16 protein-coding genes and 1 other RNA gene are annotated in these 20085 nt (G+C 71.2%); 9 read left to right on the top strand and 8 right to left on the bottom strand.

Annotated features, from left to right (window positions below):
* Window positions 1-226 precede the first annotated feature (226 nt).
* The 3 genes from ssrA (at window position 227) to AC3X7R_RS18170 (ending at window position 2898) form a co-directional block, all read left to right on the top strand.
* Window positions 227-596, top strand: a transfer-messenger RNA (tmRNA) gene (gene ssrA, locus AC3X7R_RS18180).
* A 355-nt stretch (window positions 597-951) separates the two neighbouring features.
* Window positions 952-1683, top strand: a complete 732-nt coding sequence (locus AC3X7R_RS18175) for a hypothetical protein (RefSeq protein ID WP_489967083.1) — start codon at window positions 952-954, stop codon at window positions 1681-1683.
* 159 nt (window positions 1684-1842) lie between these two features.
* Entirely contained in the window at window positions 1843-2898 is a 1056-nt protein-coding gene (locus AC3X7R_RS18170) for an ABC transporter permease (RefSeq protein ID WP_489967082.1), read from the top strand.
* A 30-nt stretch (window positions 2899-2928) separates the two neighbouring features.
* Here the strand turns inward: AC3X7R_RS18170 and AC3X7R_RS18165 are convergent, their stop codons facing one another.
* The 6 genes from AC3X7R_RS18165 to AC3X7R_RS18140 form a co-directional block, all read right to left on the bottom strand.
* Window positions 2929-3828, bottom strand: coding sequence for an arginase family protein (locus AC3X7R_RS18165; protein WP_489967080.1), 900 nt, complete (start codon window positions 3826-3828; stop codon window positions 2929-2931).
* 150 nt (window positions 3829-3978) lie between these two features.
* On the bottom strand, window positions 3979-5232 hold the full coding sequence (locus AC3X7R_RS18160; RefSeq protein WP_489967079.1) for a sulfatase family protein: 1254 nt from the start codon (window positions 5230-5232) through the stop codon (window positions 3979-3981).
* Window positions 5233-5405: 173 nt separating this feature from the next.
* Window positions 5406-8915: a reprolysin-like metallopeptidase gene (locus AC3X7R_RS18155; protein ID WP_489967078.1), complete on the bottom strand. Its 3510-nt coding sequence runs from the start codon at window positions 8913-8915 to the stop codon at window positions 5406-5408.
* A gap of 280 nt (window positions 8916-9195) precedes the next feature.
* Window positions 9196-9432, bottom strand: coding sequence for a twin-arginine translocase TatA/TatE family subunit (locus AC3X7R_RS18150; protein WP_489967077.1), 237 nt, complete (start codon window positions 9430-9432; stop codon window positions 9196-9198).
* On the bottom strand, window positions 9432-10118 hold the full coding sequence (locus AC3X7R_RS18145; protein ID WP_489967076.1) for a Rid family hydrolase: 687 nt from the start codon (window positions 10116-10118) through the stop codon (window positions 9432-9434). Before AC3X7R_RS18145 ends, AC3X7R_RS18150 begins: the two co-directional genes overlap by 1 nt.
* 17 nt (window positions 10119-10135) lie before the next feature.
* Complete coding sequence (locus tag AC3X7R_RS18140; protein WP_489967075.1) at window positions 10136-11662, bottom strand: flavin monoamine oxidase family protein; 1527 nt, start codon at window positions 11660-11662, stop codon at window positions 10136-10138.
* Window positions 11663-11912: 250 nt separating this feature from the next.
* On the opposite strand from AC3X7R_RS18140, the gene AC3X7R_RS18135 reads away from it, so the two are divergent.
* From AC3X7R_RS18135 to katG, 4 genes are all read left to right on the top strand, one after another.
* Entirely contained in the window at window positions 11913-12329 is a 417-nt protein-coding gene (locus tag AC3X7R_RS18135) for an organic hydroperoxide resistance protein (protein WP_489967074.1), read from the top strand.
* An 88-nt stretch (window positions 12330-12417) separates the two neighbouring features.
* Window positions 12418-13413 carry a YihY/virulence factor BrkB family protein gene (locus tag AC3X7R_RS18130; protein WP_489967073.1) on the top strand — a complete coding sequence of 332 codons (996 nt, stop codon included), beginning with the start codon at window positions 12418-12420 and terminating at the stop codon, window positions 13411-13413.
* 43 nt (window positions 13414-13456) lie between these two features.
* Entirely contained in the window at window positions 13457-13939 is a 483-nt protein-coding gene (locus AC3X7R_RS18125; protein WP_489967072.1) for a Fur family transcriptional regulator, read from the top strand.
* A 68-nt stretch (window positions 13940-14007) separates the two neighbouring features.
* Complete coding sequence (katG, locus tag AC3X7R_RS18120) at window positions 14008-16290, top strand: catalase/peroxidase HPI (RefSeq protein ID WP_489967071.1); 2283 nt, start codon at window positions 14008-14010, stop codon at window positions 16288-16290.
* 76 nt (window positions 16291-16366) lie between these two features.
* Here katG and AC3X7R_RS18115 read toward each other — a convergent pair whose 3' ends face one another.
* Together AC3X7R_RS18115 and AC3X7R_RS18110 are read right to left on the bottom strand one after the other, a co-directional pair.
* Window positions 16367-16852 carry a GNAT family N-acetyltransferase gene (locus tag AC3X7R_RS18115; protein WP_489967070.1) on the bottom strand — a complete coding sequence of 162 codons (486 nt, stop codon included), beginning with the start codon at window positions 16850-16852 and terminating at the stop codon, window positions 16367-16369.
* Between the two features lie 110 nt (window positions 16853-16962).
* Window positions 16963-17934 (bottom strand): hypothetical protein, encoded by a 972-nt coding sequence (locus tag AC3X7R_RS18110; RefSeq protein WP_489967069.1) that lies wholly within the window; start codon window positions 17932-17934, stop codon window positions 16963-16965.
* Window positions 17935-18093: 159 nt separating this feature from the next.
* Here AC3X7R_RS18110 and AC3X7R_RS18105 point away from each other — a divergent pair, with 159 nt between their 5' ends.
* Window positions 18094-19545, top strand: a complete 1452-nt coding sequence (locus tag AC3X7R_RS18105) for a M15 family metallopeptidase (RefSeq protein WP_489967068.1) — start codon at window positions 18094-18096, stop codon at window positions 19543-19545.
* Window positions 19542-19985, top strand: coding sequence for an HIT family protein (locus AC3X7R_RS18100; RefSeq protein WP_489967067.1), 444 nt, complete (start codon window positions 19542-19544; stop codon window positions 19983-19985). The genes AC3X7R_RS18105 and AC3X7R_RS18100 overlap by 4 nt, the downstream gene beginning before the upstream one ends.
* Window positions 19986-20085 lie beyond the last annotated feature (100 nt).

Here is a 20085-nt window from a genome sequence, read left to right as displayed (position 1 = left end):
CACCACCAAGCACCCCGGTTGTGTCACCGATGTCCTGATACAGAACCGTCACCTACGTCCTGCGACATCACACAACGTCAGCGACCTGACGCATCCCGTCTATCGTACAGGTGTTCGAATATGCGCACAAGCCTTGTGTAGCCCCGGCGTGAGCTAGCGGGCGGACGACAACCCGGTGGGGGAATGCGCAGCCCTGCGTTATCGTTGCGCCCAGTACAACTCAAGAGGGGCTGATCGGTTTCGACTTGGGACGTTAGCTCCAGGGGAAGCGGGTCGAGAAGCCAGCGTCATCTCGTAAACGATCGCTGGAAAACACAGTTGCCGACTCTAATCGCAACGACTTCGCTCTCGCTGCCTGAGCAGTGATCGAAGGGTCTGACCGGGCATCCGTCCTCGTCCCGGACCCAGGCCTCATCTAGAGGACTAGCTGCTCATCTCCTGTCAGGAGGGGTGAGCGGGACTTTTTCCTGACTGAGCCTGTCGACGACGTGTCCGTGCGAGCGTCGGGGCCGAGAAAAGCGACAACACGGACTGCACCCGGAGAAGACCTGGATCGACGCTCGAGGACCGGGGTTCGATTCCCCGCAGCTCCACCAGCAGCCAGCCCTTGTGAACCAGAGCCGCCCCGGCCTCCGTCGGGGCGGCTCTGGTGCGTATGCGCGCGGCGTGGTGCGCATGGGTGATGGTCACCGGCTGCCGCCGTGCCGTCTGCTCACCAGGACCGGCGGATCGACGGCGCGAGACTAGGCCCGTCCGCCGCCCAGTCACGGTAGTTTCCTGACCTCTCACGGATCCCAGGAACGAGGAACGACGATGTCCGACCCCGAATCGTCCCGGGCACGACCACGACCAGCGAAGCCTCCCGGCCCCGGCGGTCCGGACCGGCACGCGGAGTCCGTCGAGGAGTGGGCTCGGACGGCACAGTTCGAGCCTCCCGTTCGCCTCGGTGAGGTGGAGGCAGGCATCCTGTCTCGCGAACCGCTGAGACAGGACATGCCATGGTGGGTCCCGCTCATGTACGTCGTCGGAGCCTCGGGAGTCGGGTTCGCGCTCGCGTTCGGCGTCGGAGCCCCACTGACCGGCACTCTCTTCATCTGGTTGGGGACACGCGACTTCGTCTATGAGGACGGGTGGCTCCTCTTCGCGAACATGCTCTTCTGGATCACGGCCTTCGCGCAGGTCGGCACTCTCTTCGAGCAACGCAAGGAGAAGGGACTGCGCAACGTCCAGACAGCCGTGCTCCACGTGCTGACCGTCACCGGATGCGTCAGTGCCTACTCCCTGATGAGATCCCTCGAGCACAAGGAACAGCTGTCGGACTGGTTGGTCCTGGGCGTCCTCGCGGCTGGACTCCTGTCCGCACTGGTCCTCGTGGTGGCTGCCTGGTCGGCTCTCCACCCAGGCTCCCACGCGCACCGCAAGCCAGTCAGGCGAGGACCCAAGAGGTTCAGTGAGTACCAGGACTACGTCCACACCCGTGAACAGGTCCTGGACATCCTGACGAAGCGTGGTCTCGTCAGGTTCGATGAAGCCGACACGCAGCGGCTACGCGAGATGCCTCTTGGCTACTGGGAGGAGCTCGACGGTGTCGACGAGCGCGAGTGGCGCCGCATCCTGGAGTACCGGTTCGCCGGGTGGCGCACCTTCACCGAGGCTGATCGTCGCCCGTGGCCCCTGAAGTGAGCGGCTGGGATGACCCAGTACCCGGGCACTCTGACCGGTGTCAGGGCCGGAGAACGCCCCTACAGTGATCAGCGATGGGGCTCGGGCCTAGTGCAGATTCCTCGCCGTACGGCGTCCGCGCCACGTTCGCGGAACCGGCACATCGGCAGAGGAGAAGCCATGACAGCCGAACGAACCCTGCAGGATCCCCAGCAGCCGCACGACGCGATCGACCCGAAGAGCTCCCTGATCCGGGCCGTCGCCTGGGTGCTCGGCGTGCTCTTCCTCCAGTTCGCGTTCATCTACAGCTACGTCGGCGCCTTCCACGACCCGAAGCCGCACGAGCTCAAGGTGCAGGTGGTGGCACCGCAGGGTGGCGAGGCGCAGGGTGAGGAGCTGGTCGACCAGCTCAACCGGCTCTCTGGCGACCCGCTGGACGCGTCGCTGGCCGACTCCGAGGCCGAGGCCCGCAAGGACGTCCGCAACGGGGACGAGGTCGCGGCCCTGGTGCTGCGCCCGGAGCAGAGCAGGGACCTGCTCCTCATCGCCTCCGGGGGCGGGGTCTCGGAGGAGGAGGCGGCCAGCGCGGTGCTCACCAAGGTCGTGGCCGAGCAGCAGCGGACGGTGGAGAAGGACGACCTGGTCCCGTTGCAGAAGGGCGACGCCCGGGGGCTCACCGGCTTCTACCTCGTGGTCGGCTGGGCGGTCGGCGGCTACCTGTTCCCGACCGTGGTGGCCCTGGCCCGCGGGGACCGGCCCCGGTCGGTGCGCTCGGCGGCGCTCCGGCTGGCGGCGCTGGTCCCGTACGCCCTGGCGTCGGGCTTCGGCGGGGCGGTGATCGTCGGTCCGATGCTGGACGCCCAGAGCGGGCACTTCTGGGAGCTGGGCCTGCTCGGAGCCGCCGTGTCGTTCTCCATCGCCTCGGTGGCGATCGGCCTGGAGGCGCTCTTCGGGGTGATCGGGATCGGCATCACGCTGCTGCTGATCGTCATCATCGGCAACCCGAGCGCGGGCGGTGCGTTCCAGGCGGGCGTGATGCCCACCTTCTGGCGGGTCGTCGGCGACTGGATCCCGACCGGCGCCGGCGTGGACGGGGTGCGCCACATCGTCTACTTCGACTCCGACGCGATGACCCGTCCGTTGCTGGTGCTGGCGGCGTACGCCGCGGTGGGCATCGTGCTCACGCTGCTGATCGCGGGCCGTGGCCGGCGTCCGGAAGTACTGATGACCGTCTGAGCCGTGCCCGTCTGACGTTGGTTGTCGCGGTCACGCGTCACCCGGCGGGGTGAGCGCCTCCACGAAGCGGCCGAGGGAGGTCGGGTCAGACGCGGCGTGAGCGGGCACAAGTTGCCCGATCGACATCCCGATGAACCCGGGCTCGCGCCACAGCGCGGTCAGCACCTCGCCCAGCTGGACCAGGGTCGGGCCCGCGTTGCGGCCGTTGACATTCTCGGCCAGCGGGGCGTCGAGGAAGTCCAGCACATCCACATCGACGTGGACTACGAACGGCCCGTCGGGCAGAGCGGCTCTCGCCTTGAGCGCGGCCGCCGTCGGATCCTCGACCAGCTCTGCCTGGGTGGTCATGGAGATCCCGAGGCGGTCGACCTGGTCGCGCTCCCATTCGGTGGACTCGACGGCGGGGTCGACCCCAAGGTAGCTCAGGTGGGCCGGCTGCAGGAGCGGGTACTGGCTTGTCAGCTCGACCAGCGACTCCTCTGCGCCGGGTACGCCGAGCGCGTGAGCCACGCCCATCCAGCTGAGCGAACCCTCGGTGGTCGAGTCGGGCGTGTTGAGGTCGAGATGCCGGTCGACGTAGACGAGGTGGGGCTCAATCCCGGCGTCTGCCACAGCCGCGCACAGCCCGAGCGCCACCGTGCAGCTCCCACCGAGGACGAGCAGGCGGGCGTCGGCCGCGACGAGCGGTGCTGCCGCATCGGCCAGCGCGCGGAGGGCTTCGACCTCTTCGTCGAGGTTCTGAACCCGTGGTCTCTCCCGGTGCGGCTTCCAGAGGTGGACGGGAAGGTCACCCAGGTCGTTGACCTGATGCCCCGCGGCCTGCAGAGCAGTCACCAGACCGGCCTCGCGGAGTGCGGCCGGCGCATGCTCGACGCCAACACAGTAGGCAGCTGCGCTGCTGGGGTATCCAAGGAGGTTGATGGTCACCATCGCACGAGGATGCCCCATTGCCGCGCCGATCGTGCGACCACCGTCGGGTAGCCGACGCCGGTTCGCAAGGATTCGAGTCGAGGCCAGCACCCCATCATCGGCAGACCCGGCAACTGGAGTAGCCACTGTCGCCACTAGGGACACACCCAGTCAGACCTCCAGGGCGCGCAGCTCACGGCCTCGCACGGACCGCAGACGACCGAGCGGACCCGCCCAGCCGGCCACGTCGACCCCCTGGAGGCTGTTCAGCTGGTGCGGGTCGGCGGAGAGGTCGTAGAGCTCGCACTCGCCCCGCTCGTGGTGGTCGATGAAGACGTGCGACCCCTCCCGCAGCATCGCCCACCCGAGGTTGGTGTTCTCCACGAGCAGCCGGCGTCGCCATCGCGACCAGTCGCCGGTGGTCAGCGGCGTCAGCAGCGAGCGACCGTCGAGCTCGCGGCCGGCGTCCGGGTCGAGGCCTGCGATCTCCAGGGTGGTGGGCATCAGGTCGACCTGGGAGACCAGTGCGTCGCTGACGCCGGGCGCCACGCCCGGCCCGCGGACGACGTACGGCACACCGGCGGACTCCTCGTAGGGCTGCTCCTTGCGGAAGAGCCGGTGCTCGCCGAGCAGGTACCCGTTGTCGGAGACGAAGAAGATCCAGGTCTGCTCGTGCTGACCGGTCTCCCGCAGCACGTCCAGCACCCGGGCGACCTGGTCGTCGAGGTCCTGGAGCTCCTCGAGCTTCCCCTCGTGGACCTCGCGCATCCGCGCCTGGTCTTGTGGCGGGAGGTCCCGCATCCAGGTCGGCTTGTCACTCATGTCCGGCTCGTTGAGCGCAGGCGGGTTCCAGCGCACGCCGTCGAAGTCGTCGCGGTGCCGACGGCTCGGCGTGTAGGGGTCGTGCGGCGTCGAGGTCGACCAGACGGCGAACCACGGACCGTTGTCCGCCTGCCGTTGCAGGTAGGTGGTGAGCCGATCCAGCGCGAACCCGTCCGCCGCGCGCTGCGACCCGAGCTCCCGGTTCTCGCCGTCGACGTTGACCCGACCGCCCGATCCCACCGTGGTCACCCAACGGCGCCACCCGGGAGCGACGTAGGCCGGGTCCCGGGACAGGCCGTTCATGTACTTGCCGAAGTAGCCGGTGTCGTAGCCGCTGCCCGCCCGGAGCCGGGTGGCCACCGTGTCCTGGTCGAGCCCGCGCTGGACGAACGGCGCGTGCGTCTGGTTGGTGCTGCAGCCGTGGTGGTGCGGGTAGCGGCTGGTCAGGATCGACGCGCGAGCAGGACCGCACCAGGGCATCGCGGCGTACCCCCGGTCGAACCGGACGCCGCGCTGCACCAGCCGGCTCCAGGTCCGCGGCATCCGCTCGAGGGTGGCGCGCGGCTGGTCGTCGGTGATGATCCACAACACGTTGTCGGACATGCTGGGGGAGCCTAGCCACGTCCTGTGCGCGGTACGCCGAGGCGAGCGGCCGTCGGACGTCCGGGGAACGCAGGTCTCGTGCCCAGAACGCACACAGGGCCGCCCGCAGAAGCGGGCGGCCCTGTGCTTTTCTGAGGTGCTGGTTCTTCAGGTGCGGCGGGTTGCCGAGTGGGTCAGCTGACGCCGGTGACCACTGCGACGCCCTCGATCCGGACGGGCTTGCGCTTCCCGACCACGATCTGGAGCGTGCCGCTGCGCGGCTTGTCGAACGTGACGGTCTTCAGCTTGTTGAACGAGCCGGAGCCCTTCAGGTTGAAGGTCTGCACCTTCTTGCCGCCCACGAACACGTGGACCGGGCCCGACCTGGGCTGCGGCGCGACCACCAGCGAGACGCTGGTCGCCTTGCGGATCTTGGTCACCAGGCGAGCGCCCTTGGTCGAGGACCGCAGGAAGTCACCCCCGAAGGCGCGGGCCTTCTTGACCTGCTTCCACGTGCCCTTGCGGGTGAGCTGCCCGTCGTTGAGCGGCACGGTGAAGGTGCGCGTCGCGGGGGCGACGCCGGCCGTGCCGCCGGGGGCGACCGCCCGGACGCTGAGCAGGTGGGTGCCCGGTGCGAAGCGCTGGGTCAGGCTCCCGTCCGCGCACGAGACGGGGTCTCCGTCGAGCTCGCAGACGAACTGGCTTCCCGCCACGTCCGCGGAGAACGCGAACGTCTGCTTGCGGTCCATCACGATCGAGCCCTCGGTGGGTCCGTCGGTGATGGTCGTCTCCGGCGCCGTCGGGGTGACCGGTGCGGTCGGCGTCGGCCCCGGGGTGGTGGGCGTCGGCGTGGGCGACTCGGGCGCCGGGGCGGCGGTCACCGTGACGGTGAGCTCCTCGGTGACCGTGGCGGTCCCGTCGGTGATCTCGACGGAGACCTCGTAGGTGCCGGGCGCCGAGGTCACGGTGCCCACGGTCCGCCAGGTCGCGGTGCCCGGACGGACGTGCGTGTCCGAGACCGCGATCCGCTCCAGGGAGACCCCCGAGGGGAGGCCCGAGGCGGTGGCGACGAGCTCCTCACCGGCCGCGCCGCGGCTGCTGGCCGACAGCTCGACCGCCGGGATCGCCTCGCCGCTGCGCACGTCGATCGCCGCGGAGTCAGGACCGGTCGCCGTGAGGGACGCGGTGATCTCGAAGTCGGCGTCGTTGACGTCGAAGAAGTAGTTGTCCACCGCCTCGATCTTGATCCGGGCCTTGGTCGTGGCGAGGTGGGGCCAGACGACGCGCTCGCTGCCGTCGTTCGGCGTGCTCTCGGCCAGCACGTGCGGGAAGGTCTGGCCACCGTCGGTGGACAGGGTGATCCGCACGTGCTCGGCCAGCTCCGGCTTGTCGGTGCCGGCGACGGCCCAGGTGACGGCCTCGCTGCGCCCGGCGATGGCGCCCGCGTTGACGGCGTTCTTGGAGCTGACCAGGAACGGGCCCGCGGTCTTGTCGAGCGTCAGCTTGACGTCGTCGTAGGCGTAGCCGCCGGCCGTCGGGTCCAGGTCACGCGCGGTGAACCGGAAGTTGAGCGACGGCTCGGTGTTGCCACCCTGGGTGGAGCCGACGTAGTCAGCGGTCGGCAGCCACTCCGCGAAGCACTCCACGACCGGGACCGGCACGTTGGTGGCGCCGCCCGAGACGGGCTTGGCCGGCATCGCGGGGCAGGTGCCGTTGGCCGCGTTGGTGTTGTTCTCCAGGATCTGCTCCATGTCCGGGAAGACCCGGGTGGGGTCGGACGTGGCGATGTTCTCGCCGGGGGAGTTGATCAGCAGGGTGCCGGCCGGGGTGACCGGCGCGTGCTTGCCGAAGATCCGGAAGAGTGGCCCGTCGGCCTTGGTCTGGTTGCCCAGGGCGGTGCCCGCGGAGCCGCCGCGGTCGTTCTGCTCCCAGATGTGGATCAGCGCGTCGCCGTCGGCGTCGGTGGCCGAGCCGGTCAGCGCGAACGGCGTCCGGAGCGGGATGGTCTTGTCGGCCGGGGCGGTCGCCACGGGCGCGCGGTTGCCGCTCGGGGAGACGGTGGAGCCGCCGTTCTCGACCGGACCGCCGGCCTGGGTCTCGCCGACGAAGCCGGTGACGTCACCGGAGACGGGGGTGAGGACCAGCGACTCCACGTCGACGTCGTTGACGGCGCCGCCGTCGAAGGTCACCTGGAAGCCGGTGCCGTCGAGCGCATTGCCACCGCCGAACGCCGCCACCGTGACGGTGTCGGCGCCGAGGAGCGCCTCGAGCGCCGCGTCGATCGCCGCGGTGGAGTAGCTCGTGCCGCGCACGATCGGCTCGGTGGTCTGCCCGTCGAAGGAGAGGGCGAACGACTCCCCGTCGGTGTCGAAGCCGCGCAGGGAGACCGTCTGGGTCTCGTCCTCGTCCGGACGAGCCCGCTCGACCGTGGTGGTGATGTCGACGATGCTGCGCTGCGAGAAGTACGGGTCGGTGTGCGGCTGCAGGTTGTCCTGCTGGCAGATGCCCGCGTAGGCCATCACCGAGCTGCCCGAGCCGGGCTCCCACGGCGAGCCGTTGCGGTTGCCCCCGCAGTTGTGCTCGGTGCCGTTGAAGGTGTGGGGCGCACCGAACTGGTGGCCGAGCTCGTGGGCCACGTAGTCGACGGCCATGAAGTCGCCCTCCGGCTGGGGGAGGCCGGTGCAACCCCGGGCCTTGCTGCCCAGGCCGACGACGCCCAGGCCGGCGATGCCGCCGCCGGGAGTGCCCAGGGCGATGTGGCCGACGTCGTAGTTGCTGGCTCCGACGAGCTGGCCCAGGACGATCCGGTTGCGGTTGAGCAGCTGGCCGGTGCAGCTGGCCAGCTGCTGAGTGGTGAAGCAGGGCGCGTCACCGCACGGGCCGCCCGGTTGGGTGGCCTTGGCGTCGGTGTCGAAGTTGAGCTTGTCGGTGTCGTTGATGAGGAGCATCCGGATGGCCAGGTCGTCGTTGTAGATCTGGTTGACCCGGTTCATCAGGGTGACCTTCTCGGCCAGCACGTTCTCGGTGCCGAAGTACGCCGCGTACGACGGGTCGGTGAGCAGTGCCAGCCGGTAGGTGCGCAGCGACACCTCGTCGCCGCCGGCCTCGCCGGCCCGGCTCTCGACGAGCTCGTCGAGGACGTGGTCGTCCAGGTGCGGCTCGATCAGGCCCTTCTCGGGGGCGGGGAGGCTGCTGCCCAGGTAGGACAGGTGCACGGTGTCGTCGCCGTTCCACGCCGGGTCGACGTACCAGGCGGCCTGGTCGCGGGCGCCGCGGACGGAGGCGTGGAAGCCGTTCGGGGTGACGTCGAAGCGGATGGTGGCGGTGGGGTCCTCGACGCCGCGGCCCGCGTAGGTGCGGATCTCGGGGTTCCGAGCGGCCAGCTCGGCCTCCATCACCGGGGACTCCTTGACGTCGAAGGCGACCAGGTCGCCCTCGGGTGAGGGGACCCAGACGGTCTCGGCGGCGGCGGTGCTCTCCTCGCGCGGTGCGTCGCGGAGCTCGTCGCGCAGGGAGTCGCCGTCGAGGCTGAACGCCGCGAAGTCGCGGGGGTCGACCCGGGGGGTCAGGCCGTCGCGGACGGTGCCCGGCCGGGCCGACGTGGCCGACCAGTAGTCACCGGTGGACGTCGCTGCGGGGGTGGGGCGGTCCGGGGTCGCGGTGGCGGTCGCGGGGCTCAGCAGCGCGAGGCTGCCGGCTCCCACGACTGCCGCGATGCTGGAGCAGACGATCCCCCGGAGGCGGGGGCGCCTGTGTGACGCATGTGGCATATGGGTCTCGCTTACCTAAAATTGGGTATGACGAGACAAGTGCATCACTTCGTCGACGGTGTGGCGTTCGTTGACCGGATGTCGAACACTTGCGCACCCCCTGGCCCACCCGCCCCACGAGCTCTCCCACTCCCACGCCGCGGGCCCCGGACCAGGAGGTCCGGGGCCCGCGGAGACTGCCTGCTCGGAGTGAGCCGGGACCGGGTCGGTCGCCTCAGTGCCGCACGGTGTTCACCGGACCCAGGCTCACCGGAGCCTCGGCGCGCGCCGCCACCTGCTCGGGCTCCGGGGCCGGCTCGTCCTCGGAGGTCCCGGTCTCCCGGGTCTCCTCCCGCAGGATCCGAAGCGCCTGGCCGGTGCCCCGGGCCAGCTCGGGGAGCTTGCGCGCTCCGAAGAGCAGCACCAGCACGGCGAAGATGATGAGCAGCTCGGTGCTCCCCAGGTGGGCCATCAGCGTCGTTCCTTCTTGTCCGGGAAGGCGGCGTCGACCTCGACCTCGACGAGCCATCCGTTGACTGGCAGGTTCTCGATCTCCAGGGCGAACCGCGACGGGCGTGCCGGGTTGGCCACCTTCGGCGGCGCGGGTGGCGCGGAGCCGAGCGGCACGGCGACCGGCAGACCGGTCGACAGGCTCGTGTTGGCGAAGAACTGCCGGTAGGCGCGGTTCCAGCCCGCGAAGTCCATCTTCTCCTCGCTCGCCGGGTTCTGGAGGAAGACGCGCATGGTGATCACGTCGTCATAGCTGAGCCCGACCCGGGCCAGGTTCTCCCCGATCCGGCGCAGCACGTTGAGTCCCTGGGCCTCGGTGATGGTGACCCCGGGAGGCAGCGCGCCGTCGACGAGGTCCACCGGGTCGATGTAGCGCTCCTCGGTCCCGGCCGGGGCCGCGGTGTTGAGGCCGCCGGGCCCCAGGCCGCTGGTCTTGTAGATCGCGGTGTCCTTGCCGATCGCGACCCCGTCCGCGATGGACGGGTTGTCCTGCCCCGGGGGCAGCATCGAGACGGTCGTCCCCTTCTTCGGCTCCCAGTAGCGGCTTCCCGCCACGGCCGCGGTCGGCGCGACCACCGCCGCGGTGATGACCGAGGCCGCGACGACCCTGCGGACGGCCTTCGGCTTCTTCGTGCGCTGCGTGGTCATGGTGCTCCTCGTGCTCATCAGGCGGTCACCCGCTCGTGGATCTGCTGGACGGTCACGCGGGCCGACGTCATCGCCCCGTGCTGCCACGCGATGGCGTGGCTGAGGTGGTCCCCGGCGAAGTAGACGTTGCCGGTGGCGCCGAGGAGGCTCTGATAGCCCGCGCCGGTCTGGCCCCCGACGGCGCTCGGCCAGCCGACCCAGGCCGCCTCGGCGTACTTCGAGGTGGCCCAGTCCTGGCTGAACGAGGCGGCGACCTTCTCGGCGTAGACGTCCCCGAAGATCTTCTTGCCCTGGGCGAGTGCCTCGTCGAGGCGCTGGGCCGGGGTCAGCGCGCCGTAGAAGTTCGCGTTGGCCCCGGTGTTGTAGTAGCCGATCATCGTGCCGCGCCGCCCGTGGTAGTCGTACGAGGGGTGCCACACGTTGCCCAGGTTGGTGTTGGCGTTGGTGATGCCTCCGTAGATCCGGAAGTCCTCCTCCCACCAGCGCCGCTCGTACTCGATGCCGATCTTCCCGGCGTTGGTCCGGCTCACCGAGCCCAGCGCGGTCACCACCTCGGCCGGGAGGTTGCTGGGGATCCGGGCGGCGATGTGCGGCGGCATCGTGTTGACGGCGAAGTCGGCGGTGACCTTCCGGGTGCCGCCGAGCCCGCGGTAGAGGACCTCCACGCCCGTGGTGGTGTTGCGGTACTCGACGACCTCGGCGTTGTAGCGGATGTTGCGTGCCCCGACCGCGCCGGCCAGGGCGTAGGCGATCCGGTCCATGCCGCCGACCGGCTGGTACATCATCATCGCCTGGTCGAAGCCCATCTCGAAGGAGAAGTAGTTCCCCAGCGTGGAGCGGAACAGGTCGGAGATGTCGTACTGGGGGAGCGGGGTACCCGCCTCGAGGTGGGCGCCGGGCTCCGGGTCGTAGCCGCGGCGTCCGCCCCCGACGTACTCGTTCGAGGAGTTGATCGCCCCGAAGCTGCGCAGGAAGGAGATCAGTGCCTCCTTGTCCTCGGCAGTGAGCTCGGCGTCGAGCGCGCCCTGGCTCGTGGCCTTGGCGAGCAGCTCGGCGGTGTAGCCGTAGACGTCGGCCTTGACCGCGCGCTGCCGCACCGGCACCCCGTTGAGGGCGCCGGGGACACCCTCGCGGTAGAGGAAGGCGTCCGCGTTCTGGTTGGCGAAGACCTCGATCGGGACGCCGAGCTCCTTGCAGTAGTCGAGCGTCACGTGCATCTGGGGGATCCGGGCGGGGCCGGCGTTCATGTACTGACCGCGGGAGAAGCGGGCGCGCTGGGTCTGGCCCTTGAGGTCGGTGTAGGTGTCACCGCCGCGGACCGTCCAGTTGCGCCCACCGGGGCGGCTCCGGCCCTCGAGCACCGTCACCGAGTAGCCGCCCTTGAGCAGCTCGTAGGCGGTGGTGAGCCCGGCGATGCCACCGCCGAGCACGACGACCGACTTGCGCCCCCGACGCTGGAGGCCCTCCCGGTCGAGCGGGGTGAACGGCGGCGTCTCCGCGACCGCGGCGGGGGAGAGCCCGAGAGCCCCCATGGTCTGGAACATGACTCCTGCTCCGCCGGCGACGCCGACGCTGCGCAGGAATGCGCGACGTGTCTGGGACAAGGAAGGACCTCCGAGATAGCCGGAGCCAGAGGCGTCCGGGGCTGAGCTGTGATGCGGGACGCTAGGCACGCCCGGTTTCGCCCGTCCCCCCCGAACGGTGACGCGCACGTTTCAGACCGCTCGGTCGTCGAACAGTCGTGTGACCTGCCGCTCACGCGCCGCCCCAGGGGCGCGACCTACAGTCGAGAGCATGAAGACTCTCTACACAGCCAGCGCCGTCGCGACCGGGGACGGCCGGAACGGCCACGTCGAGACCACCGACGGCCTGCTCGTGACCGACGTGCGCACCCCGAAGGAGATGGGCGGACCGGGCGGTGCCACCAACCCCGAGCAGCTCTTCGCCGCCGGCTATGCGGCCTGCTTCCACTCCGCCCTGAGGCTGGTGGCCCAGAAGGCCGGCGCCGACGTCGCGGAGTCCGAGGTCGTCGCCGACGTCTCGATCGGCGACAACGGCGAGGGCGGCTTCGGCCTGGCCGTCGCCCTGGAGGTGACGCTGCCGCAGGTCTCCCGCGAGGAGGCGGAGAAGCTGGTCGAGCAGGCCCACCAGGTCTGCCCGTACTCCCACGCCACCCGGGGCAACATCGAGGTCACGCTCACCGTCGCCTGACCCGGCCGCGCCGCCCGGCGCGGCGCCGCGCCGGTCGCGACCCACGCGCCGATCGGGGATCCGCTGCGGCGCCCGGTAGCCTCCGAGCGTGGACGCGGTCTCAGCGGTGGACGGATTCCAACGACGGCACGGCGTCGTCGGCTTCCCGCTCGCGGTCGTCTACAAGTACTTCGACGACCAGGGGCCCTACCTGGCCTCGGCGCTGACGTACTACGCGTTCATCGCCATCTTCCCGCTGATGCTCCTCGGCTCCTCGATCCTGGGCCTGGTGCTGCAGGGCCATCCGCAGTGGCAGGAGGCGATCCTGGACTCGGCACTGGCCCAGTTCCCCATCATCGGGGACGAGCTCGGCAGGCCCGAGGGCCTCCAGGGGTCGGTCTCCGGCATCGCGGTCGGCGGGCTCACCGCGCTCTACGGCTGCCTCGGCCTCGGCCAGGCGCTGCAGAACACCCAGCACGTCGCTTGGTCGGTGCCGCGCAACAGTCGTCCCAACCCGATCTACGCCCGGGTCAAGACCCTGATCCTGCTCGTCACCGCCGGGCTCTCGCTGGCGAGCGTGTCGGTCCTCTCGACCGTGGTCAGCACCACCGACCTCTTCGGCGACGCGCTGGGTGGGGGGATCAAGCCCCTGCTCCCGGTGCTCACCATCGCGGTGGTCGGCACCTTCCTGACCCTGCTCTTCCGCTTCGCGGCGACCGGCCAGCACTCCTTCAACAGCTCCGCGCCCGGGGGCTTCGCGCTGGCCGTCATGTGGCAGGTGCTCCAGTTCCTGGGGGCCAGGTACGTCGAGCACGTGCTGGTCGACGCCAGCTCGATGACGAAGACGTTCGGTCTCGTCCTCGGTCTCATCGGCTTCCTGTGGATCGGAGCCGTGATGGCGGTCCTCGCGATGGAGATCAACGTCGTGCTGGCGCGCCGCCTGTGGCCCCGGGCACTGCTGACCCCGTTCACCGACAACGTCGAGCTCACCGACGCCGACCGCCGGGCCTACGCCGGCTACGCCCGGATGCAGCGGCACAAGGGGTTCGAGCGGGTCGCCGTCTCCTGGGAGGAGAATCCTCCGGACTCACACTCTGGTCGCTGAGTCAATCTTGACTTGATCCAGAACAGGTTGCATGCTGGCGACCATGACCACGGACTTCCCCTCCGTGCTGCGCGGCGTCTCCCTGCGCGTCACCCGACCACGGGTGGCGGTGCTCTCCGCCGTGCACGCGGAGCCCCACCTCGACACCGACGCGGTGATCGACCGCGTCCGCGCCGACCTCGGCGCGGTCTCGCACCAGGCCGTCTACGACGTGCTCCGGGCGCTCACCGACGCCGGTCTCGTCCGGCGGATCCAGCCGGCCGGGGCGACCGCGCGCTACGAGGCGCGCGTGGGGGACAACCACCACCACGTGGTCTGCCGCTCGTGCGGGGCGATCGCCGACGTCGACTGCGCCGTCGGCCACGCCCCGTGCCTGACCGCCTCCGACGACCGCGGCTTCACGGTCGACGAGGCGGAGGTCGTCTACTGGGGCACCTGCCCCGACTGCGCGACCGCCACCAGCGCGGATCACCGCACCGACCCGCACCGACACCACCGCACACCGCACACCACCGAACAGCACTGACCGCACCACCTCGCCACGAGGGTCCGGGGCGCACCCAGCCCGGGACACATCCAGCCGGAAGGAACCAGATGACCGACAGCCAGGACAACAGCACGCCGCAGAGCCCCCAGGGGGTGGACCGCAAGGCCGAGGGCGGCTGCCCGGTCATGCACGACTCCGCCGCCGCGCACGGCAGCGAGAGCGAGAACCCCGGGATCGAGTCGCCGACCCCGAAGACCGGCATGCGCCCCCGCACCAACAAGGACTGGTGGCCCAACCAGCTCGATCTCTCGGTGCTGCACACCAACTCCGAGAACATCAACCCGCTGAGCCCGGACTTCGCCTACAAGCAGGAGTTCGAGAAGCTCGACCTGGAGGCGCTCAAGCGCGACATCGTCGAGGTCATGCACACCTCCCAGGACTGGTGGCCGGCTGACTTCGGTCACTACGGCGGCCTCTTCATCCGGATGAGCTGGCACTCGGCCGGCACCTACCGGGTGCACGACGGTCGTGGCGGTGGTGGCGACGGCGGCCAGCGCTTCGCGCCGCTCAACAGCTGGCCCGACAACGTCAACCTGGACAAGGCCCGCCGGCTGCTGTGGCCGGTGAAGAAGAAGTACGGCCAGAAGATCTCGTGGGCCGACCTGATCGTGCTGGCCGGCAACGTCGCGCTGGAGGACATGGGCTTCGAGACCTTCGGCTTCGGCTTCGGCCGCCAGGACATCTGGGAGCCCGAGGAGATCTTCTGGGGTCCCGAGGACGCCTGGCTGGGCGACGAGCGCTACGCCGGCGAGCGCGAGCTCGACGACGCCCTCGCGGCGGTCCAGATGGGTCTGATCTACGTCAACCCCGAAGGCCCCAACGGCAACCCCGACCCGATCGCCTCGGCGAAGGACATCCGCGTCACGTTCGCCCGGATGGGGATGAACGACGAGGAGACCGTCGCGCTGATCGCCGGTGGCCACACGTTCGGCAAGACCCACGGTGCCGGCGACGCCGACCTGGTCGGCCCCGAGCCGGAGGCCGCGCCGCTCGAGGAGCAGGGCCTGGGCTGGAAGAGCGCCTACGGCTCCGGCAAGGGCGGCGACACCATCACCTCGGGCCTGGAGGTCACCTGGACCTACCACCCGACCCGGTGGGACAACGAGTTCTTCCACATCCTCTACGCCTACGACTGGGAGCTCTTCGAGTCGCCGGCCGGTGCCAAGCAGTGGCGGCCCAAGAACGGCGCCGGCAACGACCTGGTGCCCGGCGCCCACGAGGGCGACGCCCGCCGCGAGCCCCGGATGCTCACCTCCGACCTCGCGCTGCGCTTCGACCCCGAGTACGACAAGATCTCGCGGCGCTTCAAGGAGGACCCGGAGGAGTTCCGCCTGGCCTTCGCGAAGGCCTGGTACAAGCTGCTCCACCGCGACATGGGTCCGGTCACCCGCTACCTGGGCCCGTGGGTCCCGGAGCCCCAGATCTGGCAGGACCCCGTGCCGGCCGTCGAGGGCGAGCTGATCGGCGACGCCGACGTGGCGACGCTGAAGGCCAAGGTCCTCGACTCCGGCCTCTCGGTCTCCGACCTGGTCTCCACCGCGTGGGCGTCCGCCTCGACCTACCGGCGCACCGACCACCGCGGCGGTGCCAACGGCGCCCGCATCCGGCTGGAGCCGCAGCGCGGCTGGGAGATCAACCAGCCCGAGCGACTCGCCCCGGTGCTCGAGCGCCTCGAGGCCATCCAGCGCGAGTTCAACGAGGCCGGCGGCGCCCAGGTCTCGCTGGCCGACCTGATCGTGCTCGCCGGCACGGCAGCGGTCGAGAAGGCGGCGAAGGACGCCGGTGTCGAGGTGACGGTGCCGTTCCACCCGGGTCGCACCGACGCCACGCAGGAGCAGACCGACGTCGACTCCTTCCGGTGGCTCGAGCCCCGGGCCGACGGCTTCCGCAACTACGTCCGTCCGGGCGTGAAGCTGCAGCCGGAGACCCTGCTGGTCGACAAGGCCTACACGCTCAGCCTGAGCGCCCCGGAGATGACGGTCCTCGTCGGTGGCCTCCGCGCCCTGGGCAACAACCACGGCGGGTCGGCGCACGGCGTGCTCACCGAGCAGCCGGGCGTGCTGACCAACGACTTCTTCGTCAACCTCCTCGCTCCCGGCATGGAGTGGAAGGCGTCGGAGAACGAGGAGGGCGTCTTCGAGATCCGCGACCGCGCCACGGGCGACGTCCGGTGGACCGCGACCGCGGTCGACCTGATCTTCGGCTCCAACTCGCAGCTGCGGGCGATGGCCGAGGTCTACGCCAGCGACGACGCGCGCGAGAAGTTCGTGCAGGACTTCGCCGCGGCCTGGACCAAGGTGATGGACGCGGACCGGTTCGACCTCCGCTGATCCGGTCCTGACACCGCCGAGCCCGGCCCCCGCCATGCGGGGGCCGGGCTCGGCGGCATTGCGGGGGCGAGAGCCCTCAGCTCGCCACCGGCAGCCGCATCGTCTCCATCTGCAGGGGGGATCCCTCGCGCAGCGGCGTGAGGTCGCCGGTCACCTCGAAGCCCTGCGACTCGTAGACGGCCCGGGCCGAGGAGTTCCCCTCGGTGACGTGGAGACGGACCTCCAGGGCGCGGGTGTGGCACCAGGCCACGAGCTCGCCGACGATGCGCCGGCTCAGGCCCTGGCCCCGCGCCTCCGGGGCGGTCCAGATGCCCCACAGCCACGCGGTCCGCGACTGCGGGTAGGCCAGCGCGCCGCCCATCGCCACGGGGCGCTCCCCGTCCAGGACGAGCAACGTCGGCCCGGCACCGTCGGCGAGGCTGCGCCAGACGGACTCGGGGTCCTCCTGGGCCTGGGCGAGGCTGACCTGGAAGGAGTCGGGCGAGTCGGCCAGCGCCTGCAGCCTGATCTCGCGCAGCAGGGGCCAGTCGTCGCCGGAGAGGAAGCGCGAGACGAGAAGCATCGGGCCATCGTTCGTGGCGGGTGCGCGTCGCGCAAGGAGTTGCGAGGAGCGCCACACCCGGAATTCGCGCGCGCTCGTCGTCCCGGTCGTCGCGCCGGCCTCAGCCGGCCTCAGCCGTCCCGGGCCGCCCGGTAGGCGCACCGCGTCGCCACCGCCTTCTCCAGGTCGTCGGTGATGCCGGTGAAGAACTGACGACGGTAGGTCTCGTCGGTGACCGCGTAGACGGCGAAGTAGAGCCCGGAGAAGGCGGCCAGGAAGACCGAGACGCGCACCAGCTCCCAGGTGAGCGACCCGACGGCGGCGGTCGGCGCGACCCCGACCCAGCTCGTGACGACCTCCTCGGGGATGGCGACCAGACCGAAGCCCAGGAAGAAGACGAAGACCGCCACGCTGAGCAGCAGCACCTGGACGGCCTGGGAGGCGAGCAGCACCAGGACCAGGTTGGCCCGCTCCAGCCGGGTGGGGGGCGGGATCGCCTCGACGGCGCCGATCCCGCGCGACCACTCGGCGAACGGGGTGCCGGCGCAGGCGCTCTCCACGCCGGCGGGGTCCAGCTGTGCGGTGAGCAGGTCCACCTCCTCCGGCAGCCGGGAGAGCAGGAAGCCGACGGCGGCCGCTGCGAAGCCCAGGACGGCCGCCCACATCACACCGCCGGAGAGCCGGGCGGCCACCTGCCACACCTCGGCGTTGATGAAGAGGAAGGTGATGAAGAGCATCAGCATCGGCAGCGCGCGTGCCACCAGGGAGACCATGAGGCCGAGCGAGGAGAGGGTCTTGCCGGTGGCCCAGCGCAGCCACAGCCAGACACGCAGGGTCGCCAAGGCGTAGCCGGCGACCACCACGCCCACGGTGGTCAGGGCGGCCGCTCCCGCGACGTAGAGGTCCGAGAGGGGGAGCGCGACGCCGAGGACGACGGCGGCCAGGAGGAGCGCCGTCGTGGCCACCACCACCAGCCGGACCGGTCGCAGGCCGTGCTCCACCCGGCCCCGCACCTCGTCGACGAAGTAGGGCAGGCCGTGGTCGAGGAACCAGTGCTCGGCCCGTCCGAGCCCCGGGGGGCTCGCCGGCCGCTCGGGGCTCACGGGTCCAGCCTGCGGGGGACCGTCGAGCTCCTGGGGGTCCTGCTGCGTCCGGTGCACGTGCGCCCTCTGTCTGGGTGAGCGGATGGGAGTGGTGGCATCGTGCCACGCGGGTGCGGAGCGGGCGGCCGGATCGGCCGTGCGGTGTGTGAGCATGCAGCCATGCGTGCGGTGGTGGTCTGGGCCCTGGGAACGGCGATGACGGTGCTGGGGGTCCCGGCGTCCGCCCTGGCGGCCTCGGGCGACGGCACCGGTGGGGAGCTCGCCGCCACGCTGACCCTCACCAGCGCCCCGGCCCGGTCGGAGGAGGCGGCCGCCGTCACGCTGGTCGCGACCGGCGCGGACGGCGGCCCCCTGGCGGGCGTGCCGGTCACCGTCGAGAGGCTGCACGGCGGCGCCTGGACGCCGCTGCTGACCGTCGGCACCGACGGCGCCGGCGTCTCGGCGTTCCCGGTGACGCTGTCGCGGGAGCATGAGGAGAACCGGCTGCGGGCGAGCTACGCCGGGGACGCGCTCCACGCCCCGGCCGTCTCCTCCGAGCACGCCCTGACCCTGGTGCCCCGCGCGGGCAGGATGCGGCTCCACGGGCCCCGCTCGGTGGTCGACGAGCGCGCGGTGACCCTGACCGTGGAGTGGCGGGCCGCGACGGGGCAGCCCGTGGCCGGGACGGTCGCGCTCCAGCGCCGCCTGGTGGCACGCCCGGGGGTGCGACTGACGCCGCAGCAGCGTCGCCGGCAGCCCTGGCGGACCGTGCAGCACGTCGAGACGGGCCCGGACGGCACCGGAGCCGCGGAGGTGACGCCGCGGGCGACGTTCCGCTGGCGGGCGGTGGCCGAGGACCTGCCGTGGGTCGGCGGGGCGCGGAGCCGGGCACGCCTCCTGCGCAACCTGCCGCCGGGGACGCCGGTGCGGCTGCCGGCCGGCGCCCCGCGCCCGCGGGTCACGCTCCCGCCCCAGCAGCGCGCCGTCGGGAGCGGTGCCAACGCGGTGGTGCTGCCGATCCCCGACTCCGTGTGGAACCAGATGCGCGGGCGGTCCTGGCGGCCGGGCTGCCCCGTCGGTCGCAGCGGGCTCCGCCTGGTGCGGGTCAACTACTACGACTTCGACGGCTACCGGCGGCGCGGAGAGCTGGTCGTCCACGCGGCCGTGACCGGGAACGTCGTCGGGGCCTTCACCGAGCTGCACGACCGCCGGTTCCCCGTCCGCTCGATCTACCGGGTGGACCGGTTCGGCTGGTCGGGGCGGCTGCGGGGCGCCGACGACCACGCCTCGATGGCGGCCGGCAACACCTCGGCGTTCAACTGCCGGCAGGTGGTGGGCAACCCGGCGGTCCGCTCGCCGCACTCGTGGGGCCGTTCGGTGGACATCAACCCGTGGGAGAACCCGTACCGCAGCCGTCAGGGCGTGGTCCCCAGCCCCTGGTGGCAGTCGCGGCAGCACCCTCGCTACGCCTGGCGCAGCGCGAGCCACCCGGTGGTCGCGCTGATGCGGCGCCACGGCTTCCGGTGGACCTACGGGCGCCACGACAACCACCACTTCGACGCCGTGGCGGGCGTGCGGGGGCGACTGGCCCGGCTGCTGCGGGGCGACCGCTGCGACGGGGTGTGCGAGTGACCGGGCGGAGCGGAACCGGCCGAGCGGGTGGGGCCGCGTGCCTCTTCTGCGCCATCGCCGCGGGCGAGGCCGCCGCCGAGGTGGTGCTGGAGACCGACGAGCTCGTCGGCTTCCTCGACGTGCGCCCGGTCTTCAAGGGACACACGCTGCTGGTGCCGCGTCAGCACGTGGCGACCCTGCCCGACCTGCCGGCGTCCCTGCGCGACGCGTTCCTGGGCGAGGCGCAGCGACTGGCCACCGCGGTGGTGGCCGGGCTGGGCGCGCAGGGCTCGTTCGTGGCGATGAACAACGTGGTCAGCCAGTCGGTGCCCCACCTGCACCTGCACGTCGTGCCCCGCACCAAGGGCGACGGCCTGCGTGGCTTCTTCTGGCCCCGGACGAGCTACGCCGACGACGACGAGCGGCGTGAGTACGGCGACCGGCTCCGCGCGGTGCTGTGACCGGCGCGCGACGGCGCGGTCTGGGCGGGCCGCCCGGAGTCGGGCGCGTCTGCTGCGCCTAGAGTGACGCCGGGAGCGGGGACCGGCCTCGCACACTCAG

The organism is Nocardioides sp. Z22_16 (assembly GCF_058134365.1).
The sequence above is the reverse complement of the archived record's forward strand: the minus strand, read 5'-3'. Positions and strand labels throughout refer to the sequence as shown.

Bases quoted from the DNA above. Each gene is read 5' to 3' on its own strand.
- AC3X7R_RS18170 (WP_489967082.1), top strand. From the start codon at position 1,843: ATGACAGCCGAACGAACCCTGCAGGATCCCCAGCAGCCGCACGACGCG.
- AC3X7R_RS18165 (WP_489967080.1), bottom strand. From the start codon at position 3,828: ATGGTGACCATCAACCTCCTTGGATACCCCAGCAGCGCAGCTGCCTAC.
- AC3X7R_RS18160 (WP_489967079.1), bottom strand. From the start codon at position 5,232: ATGTCCGACAACGTGTTGTGGATCATCACCGACGACCAGCCGCGCGCC.
- AC3X7R_RS18150 (WP_489967077.1), bottom strand. From the start codon at position 9,432: ATGGCCCACCTGGGGAGCACCGAGCTGCTCATCATCTTCGCCGTGCTG.
- AC3X7R_RS18145 (WP_489967076.1), bottom strand. From the start codon at position 10,118: ATGACCACGCAGCGCACGAAGAAGCCGAAGGCCGTCCGCAGGGTCGTC.
- AC3X7R_RS18140 (WP_489967075.1), bottom strand. From the start codon at position 11,662: ATGTTCCAGACCATGGGGGCTCTCGGGCTCTCCCCCGCCGCGGTCGCG.
- AC3X7R_RS18135 (WP_489967074.1), top strand. From the start codon at position 11,913: ATGAAGACTCTCTACACAGCCAGCGCCGTCGCGACCGGGGACGGCCGG.
- AC3X7R_RS18125 (WP_489967072.1), top strand. From the start codon at position 13,457: ATGACCACGGACTTCCCCTCCGTGCTGCGCGGCGTCTCCCTGCGCGTC.
- katG (WP_489967071.1), top strand. From the start codon at position 14,008: ATGACCGACAGCCAGGACAACAGCACGCCGCAGAGCCCCCAGGGGGTG.
- AC3X7R_RS18115 (WP_489967070.1), bottom strand. From the start codon at position 16,852: ATGCTTCTCGTCTCGCGCTTCCTCTCCGGCGACGACTGGCCCCTGCTG.
- AC3X7R_RS18105 (WP_489967068.1), top strand. From the start codon at position 18,094: ATGCGTGCGGTGGTGGTCTGGGCCCTGGGAACGGCGATGACGGTGCTG.